General features: G+C 56.7%; 6 protein-coding genes. 4 read left to right on the forward strand and 2 right to left on the reverse strand.

The genetic code is table 11. The annotated features are described in order from the left end of the window. Nucleotides 1–88: 88 nt before the first annotated feature. Entirely contained in the window at nucleotides 89–1,174 is a 1,086-nt protein-coding gene (locus tag HF921_RS07870) for an LLM class flavin-dependent oxidoreductase (protein ID WP_215893625.1), read from the reverse strand. Nucleotides 1,175–1,189: 15 nt separating this feature from the next. On the opposite strand from HF921_RS07870, the gene HF921_RS07875 reads away from it, so the two are divergent. Further along, nucleotides 1,190–1,432, forward strand: coding sequence for a hypothetical protein (locus HF921_RS07875; RefSeq protein ID WP_226834399.1), 243 nt, complete (start codon nucleotides 1,190–1,192; stop codon nucleotides 1,430–1,432). 30 nt (nucleotides 1,433–1,462) lie between these two features. Here the strand turns inward: HF921_RS07875 and orn are convergent, their stop codons facing one another. Further along, complete coding sequence (orn, locus tag HF921_RS07880) at nucleotides 1,463–2,035, reverse strand: oligoribonuclease (RefSeq protein ID WP_064219736.1); 573 nt, start codon at nucleotides 2,033–2,035, stop codon at nucleotides 1,463–1,465. Between the two features lie 268 nt (nucleotides 2,036–2,303). Between orn and HF921_RS07885 the strand changes: the two genes are divergently transcribed. The 3 genes from HF921_RS07885 to HF921_RS07895 form a co-directional block, all read left to right on the forward strand. Beyond that, nucleotides 2,304–2,987, forward strand: a complete 684-nt coding sequence (locus HF921_RS07885) for a response regulator (protein WP_064219737.1) — start codon at nucleotides 2,304–2,306, stop codon at nucleotides 2,985–2,987. After that, nucleotides 2,984–4,279: a sensor histidine kinase gene (locus HF921_RS07890; protein ID WP_215893626.1), complete on the forward strand. Its 1,296-nt coding sequence runs from the start codon at nucleotides 2,984–2,986 to the stop codon at nucleotides 4,277–4,279. Before HF921_RS07885 ends, HF921_RS07890 begins: the two co-directional genes overlap by 4 nt. 199 nt (nucleotides 4,280–4,478) lie before the next feature. After that, nucleotides 4,479–4,985: Slp family lipoprotein (locus tag HF921_RS07895; protein WP_215893627.1), on the forward strand; the 507-nt coding region annotated here is incomplete at its 3' end.

Below are 4,985 nucleotides of genomic sequence, written 5' to 3' on the forward strand. Positions count from 1 at the left end.
ATGACCCGGTGGATGTCCGGGTGGGCGAGCAGAGCGGGTAACAGCGCCGCCGCCGTATGCCCTGCCGCACCTGTGACCAGCACTTGCATTATCGGGGGGGGGTACCGCGCAGAACGGGTAACACCTCGTCGGCGAGCAGGTGCAGCGAGCGTTGAGTTACGGCGCTGGGGACCATCCCGGCACCGACGGCCAAAATCAGCCGATCCACGCCTGCCCGGGCGTAACGGGCCAGTTTCTGACGACAGGTGTCGGGATCGCCGACCACGACCATACCCATGGTCTCTAGCAGACGCAGACTGAGGCCACGGCGCAACAGTGGTTCGAGAAAGCCGAGACGGTGATAGTATTCATAGCTTTCCTTGAGTTGTGCGAGGACCGGTCGGGTCTGATCCAGCAGCCGCTGGTAATACCAGGTGAAGCCCTCGGCCCAGTGCCGTGCTTCCGCCGCATCCTCCAGACATAGGCAGCCAATGGTCATGGCAAAACCCGCATTCTGGCCTTTTTGCAAAGGACCGTCTCCATGGTGTCGTCGCCAGATCTTTTTATAGGCACGCAGATCTTGTTTGATGAGGAACCAGGGTTTAAATGGTCCGGAGAGCACGCCAATGCCTTCCTGCGCTGCCCATTGGATAGTCGTCGGGCTCACGGCTGCCGTCCACAATGGTGGATGAGGTTGTTGGAGGGGTTTGGGAAGAATATCCAGTTCATCGAAATTATAGAGGTTTCCATGATGGCCGAAGGGTCCACCGCCTGCTTGGCGAAGAATTTGTAAGCCTTCCTGCATATGACGTCGACTGTCTGCCATTTGGCTGCCAAAAAGTTGATATTCCTTGGGAGAAAAGCCACGCCCTATGCCCAGTTCCAGGCGGCCATGGCTGAGGATGTCCAAGGCGGCGACGCGTTCCGCAACGCGCACGACATGATTGTATGGCAGAACAACGACGGCATGGCCGAGACGCAGATTCTTGCTGCGCTGGCTGGCTGCGGCGAGGAAGCTTTCCGGGCTGCTGGAGTGGGAATACTCGCGCATGAAATGGTGTTCCACAAGCCAGATGCCGTGAAAACCCAGGGTGTCGGCGAGGCTGATCTCATCCAGCGTTTCATGATAAACCTGGCCCTCGCTGCGGCCGAGATGGGCAGGCACGGCGAGTTCGTAGAAGAGATCGATATCCACCGCGTTGGAGCCTCCATGACCAGTACTGCACCCACCCCGCCCCAAATGTATGAACGGCTGCAGATTGCCATCTTAACACCGGAGCAGATGCATCTGCACTGGGCCGACGCAGGGACGGGCACGCATTTTATGGAACTGGTAATGCCGCTGGAATGGGAGGAGGCGGCAGACGGTGACTATTTACGTTGTCGGGTGCTGGCTGAGAGCATTGTGCTGCGGGTAAGAGCCGACCTGATTAAAACTTGCCGACACCGGTGAAATAGGCAGCGGCCGGACTGATCCCGAGATCTATTCGGCCTCGGAGTTTGGCAATGATGATGTCTGCGTGAAAAGCCGCTCGCGATAGTAAGCGAGCTCACTAACGGATTCGCGGATGTCGGCCAGCGCTTCGTGGCGCTCGGCTTTGGGGAATTTGGGCAGATGTGGATACCAGCGCGTGGCAAGTTCCTTGATGGTGCTGACATCCATCATCCGGTAGTGAAAAAAACGTTCCAGCCGCGGCATCAGGCGGGCTAAAAAGCGGCGATCCTGACATACGCTGTTGCCGCAGATCGGTGAGGTACCTGCTGTGACATGTTGGTGCAGGAAGTCCAGCGTTTGTGTTTCCACTGCGGTCGTATCCAGGCGACTATCGCGGACTCGTTGCAGGAGACCGGAAGCGCCATGGGTACGCTGGTTCCAGTCATCCATAGCCGTGAGTGCGAATTCCGGTTGATGCACGGCCAATACCGGGCCTTCGCAGAGAATCCGCAGGTTGTTGTCCGTGACCAGTGTGGCGATTTCCAGAATCTGATCCTGTTCTGGTCGCAGGCCTGTCATCTCCAGGTCGATCCAGACGAGACGGTGTGCTTTGGGGTCCATACGGTATCCTTGTTGAGCGAATCTGGACTAGTATACCATCGCTTTAAAGACACAAAAAAAGACGGACCAGAAGTCCGTCCAATAGCCGCAAAACAACCGCTACAAAACTTGTGTTGCAATCGCCCGCCCTTAAAGTTTATGTCGACCGATTGTCTGACCCTTTCGCTCCACTCCACCTTTTGGTTTGGGTACCGTTGCTGCCTATGGTGGTATAGTAACTCTGACATATTTCGAGAATATTTCCGGAAAAGGGTTTTGCGAGGCCGAGATGGCAGTCGTTTTGATAGTGGATGATGATCAGCGGCTTGCAGCCATGCTGCAGGAGTTTCTCGAAGCTCAGGGCTTCGCGGTGCTATTGGCGGCTAATGGACAGCAGATGCGTCAACAAATGGCGGCGGGTCCGGTGGATGTGATGGTGCTCGACTGGATGTTACCGGGACAGGATGGCATCAGTCTCGCCAAAGAGTTGCGCAGTAAGGATGGCGGGCCTCCTATTCTTATGCTCTCGGCCCGTGGCGAAGACGAAGAACGTATCCTTGGACTGGAAAGCGGTGTTGATGATTATCTGGCAAAACCTTTCAATGCGCGGGAGCTGGTGGCGCGTTTGCGGGCCTTGTTACGTCGCAGCGGGAAAGACGAGGGTGGCGAAAAACTCCACTTTGGTGATTTCCGTTTGCATATGGCCGAGCGGCAACTCTATCGTGGTGATATGGAGATTGACGTAAATCCGGCGGAAATGGAGTTGTTGCTGGTCTTCGCGCAGCGCCCGCGACGTATACTGAGTCGCGATCTTCTGCTGCAGTTGTTGGGCGGAGAGGAGGACGGGCGCTTTGACCGGAGTATAGATGTGCGGGTGACCCGTCTGCGCAAAATTATTGAAGAGAATCCCCGGCAACCACGCTTTTTGCAGACAGAGCGTGGCGCTGGATATCGGTTCATGCCTGTCCCATGAGCCTGTGGCGCGGACGCAGCCTGTTTTCGCAAACGGCCTGGACCTTGGGGCTGGGCATTGTTGTTCTACAGATTCTGACCTTGGTGATCATTGTGGCTACGGTGCTATATCCGCTGGCCGAGCGCTCGGCGGAGGATCTGGCAGGTTTGATTGTGATCAGTGCGAAAACCTATGCCGAATTGTCTCCGCAAGAGCGCCCCATTTTTTTAGCCAGTCTGCAGGCCGACAATGGGATAGAAATTGCCGCGCATCTGGATCGTTCCATAAAGCACACCCATGGGCATATATATGGCTGGTTGCTGAGTCGCGCGCTGGCCAGGCGCTTAGGAAACCCCGTGCGTGTGGATGTGTTGGGCGGAAGCGTGCGTACGTTTTGGGTGCCGGTTACTGTTTCCGGACAAACGGCTTGGGTACATTTTGACCGAGGACGGTTGGCATCGTCTCTTCCTGTCGCCATGATTTTTGTGCTGGCTTTTTCAACACTCGCGCTGTTGGTGCTGACGATGATTCTGGTACGCCGGGTATTACGGCCTCTCGGCGTGATTTCAGAGGCATTGCGTGGATCGTTAAAGGCACCTCTGCCGAGTCTGCCGCGCGGCGGTGCTTATGAGTTCCAGGATATCCTCAATATTTTCGATAACCTGCGAACCCGTTTACAGGCGATGATTAATCATCAGTCGTTGTTGCTGGCCGGAATCTCCCACGATCTGCGTTCACCGCTGGCGCGCCTGCGTATGGCCTGGGAACTGTTGCCGAAGACCACGCCGCAACGTCTTCGGGATGGTATGTTGCAGGATATGGAGCGGATGGATGAGTTGCTGGCCCAATCTCTTGCGCTGGGTCGTGGTATGGCGGCGAAGGTGGCGGATTTTGATCTGGTGGTATTGCTGACCGAAGTGGGCGCGGATTTCGCGCGGGAGGGCGGCCACTGGGAGGCGGTATTACCGCGCCGTTATCCCTTCCGGGGAGACCGGGAGGCTTTGCGCCGTCTGCTGTCCAATCTTTTAGATAATGCTTTGCGTTACGGCGGCGGGAGGATGACGGCAGAGTTTAAGAAAATGCCGGGGCATCTCCTGTTGCGTCTGTGCGATGCCGGCCCGGGAATCCCGGAAGCGGATCTGGAGAAAGTTTTTGAACCATTCATTCGTCTGGATGACGCGCGTGGGCATAGTGAGGGTAGTGGTCTTGGTCTGGCTATTGCCCGTCAATTGGCAGAAGCGCAGGGGATGCGTCTGCGCCTTTTTAATGTCACTGGTGGCGGGCTTTGTGCGGAATTGTCTTGGACAGTGTGAACGGACACCGACTGGGGTTGCCGAAAAAGTTGCCACTGGTGACCGTGCGGGAGATCGTTTGTCGGCATGTGCCGGCTGGTGAAACTTTTGTGACGCTTGATATGGTCCTGCAGCCACTTGGTTTGACGCAGTAATGTGCTCAGGAAATGGTCCACACTGTGGTGTTTGTCTGTGAATGATGGCGATGCGGGAGAGTGCAATGAACACATTGAAGGCATTGACGGGTGTGATTGCGGTGATGGTTTTGGGGGGGTGCGCAACGGTTACGCCGGTGAGTGGGCAGTTTCCGCCCATTACACCGCGTCAGGCGCAGACGGGGGCGGAAAACGGAAAGCTGGTGCGCTGGGGTGGAATACTGATTCAGGCGCAGCCGAAGGCTCAGGAGACCTGCTTTACGGTAATGGCGCTGCCACTACATCAGGATGGACGGCCTTATCTGGGTCGGAAAAAGTCCGATGAAGGGCGATTTATCGCCTGTGCCCCAGGGTTCTACGACCCGGCGCTTTACGCGGCGGGAAGGGAACTTACCTTTGTGGGGACGGTGGCGGGGGTGCAGATGGAAAAGATTGGAGGGTATGAGTATCCTTACCCGCGACTGCGGGCCGGTACCGTGTATTTGTGGCCGTTGGAAGTACGTGAGCCCGCCACGAGTACGGTCTTTATTAACGGGGGCTGGGGTGGCGGTCCTTGGGGACCTTGGGGTTGG

The organism is Acidithiobacillus ferriphilus, assembly GCF_018854775.1.
Lineage (GTDB): Bacteria > Pseudomonadota > Gammaproteobacteria > Acidithiobacillales > Acidithiobacillaceae > Acidithiobacillus > Acidithiobacillus ferriphilus.

Bases quoted from the DNA above. Each gene is read 5' to 3' on its own strand.
- orn (WP_064219736.1), bottom strand. From the start codon at position 2,035: ATGGACCCCAAAGCACACCGTCTCGTCTGGATCGACCTGGAGATGACA.
- HF921_RS07885 (WP_064219737.1), top strand. From the start codon at position 2,304: ATGGCAGTCGTTTTGATAGTGGATGATGATCAGCGGCTTGCAGCCATG.
- HF921_RS07890 (WP_215893626.1), top strand. From the start codon at position 2,984: ATGAGCCTGTGGCGCGGACGCAGCCTGTTTTCGCAAACGGCCTGGACC.
- HF921_RS07875 (WP_226834399.1), top strand. From the start codon at position 1,190: ATGACCAGTACTGCACCCACCCCGCCCCAAATGTATGAACGGCTGCAG.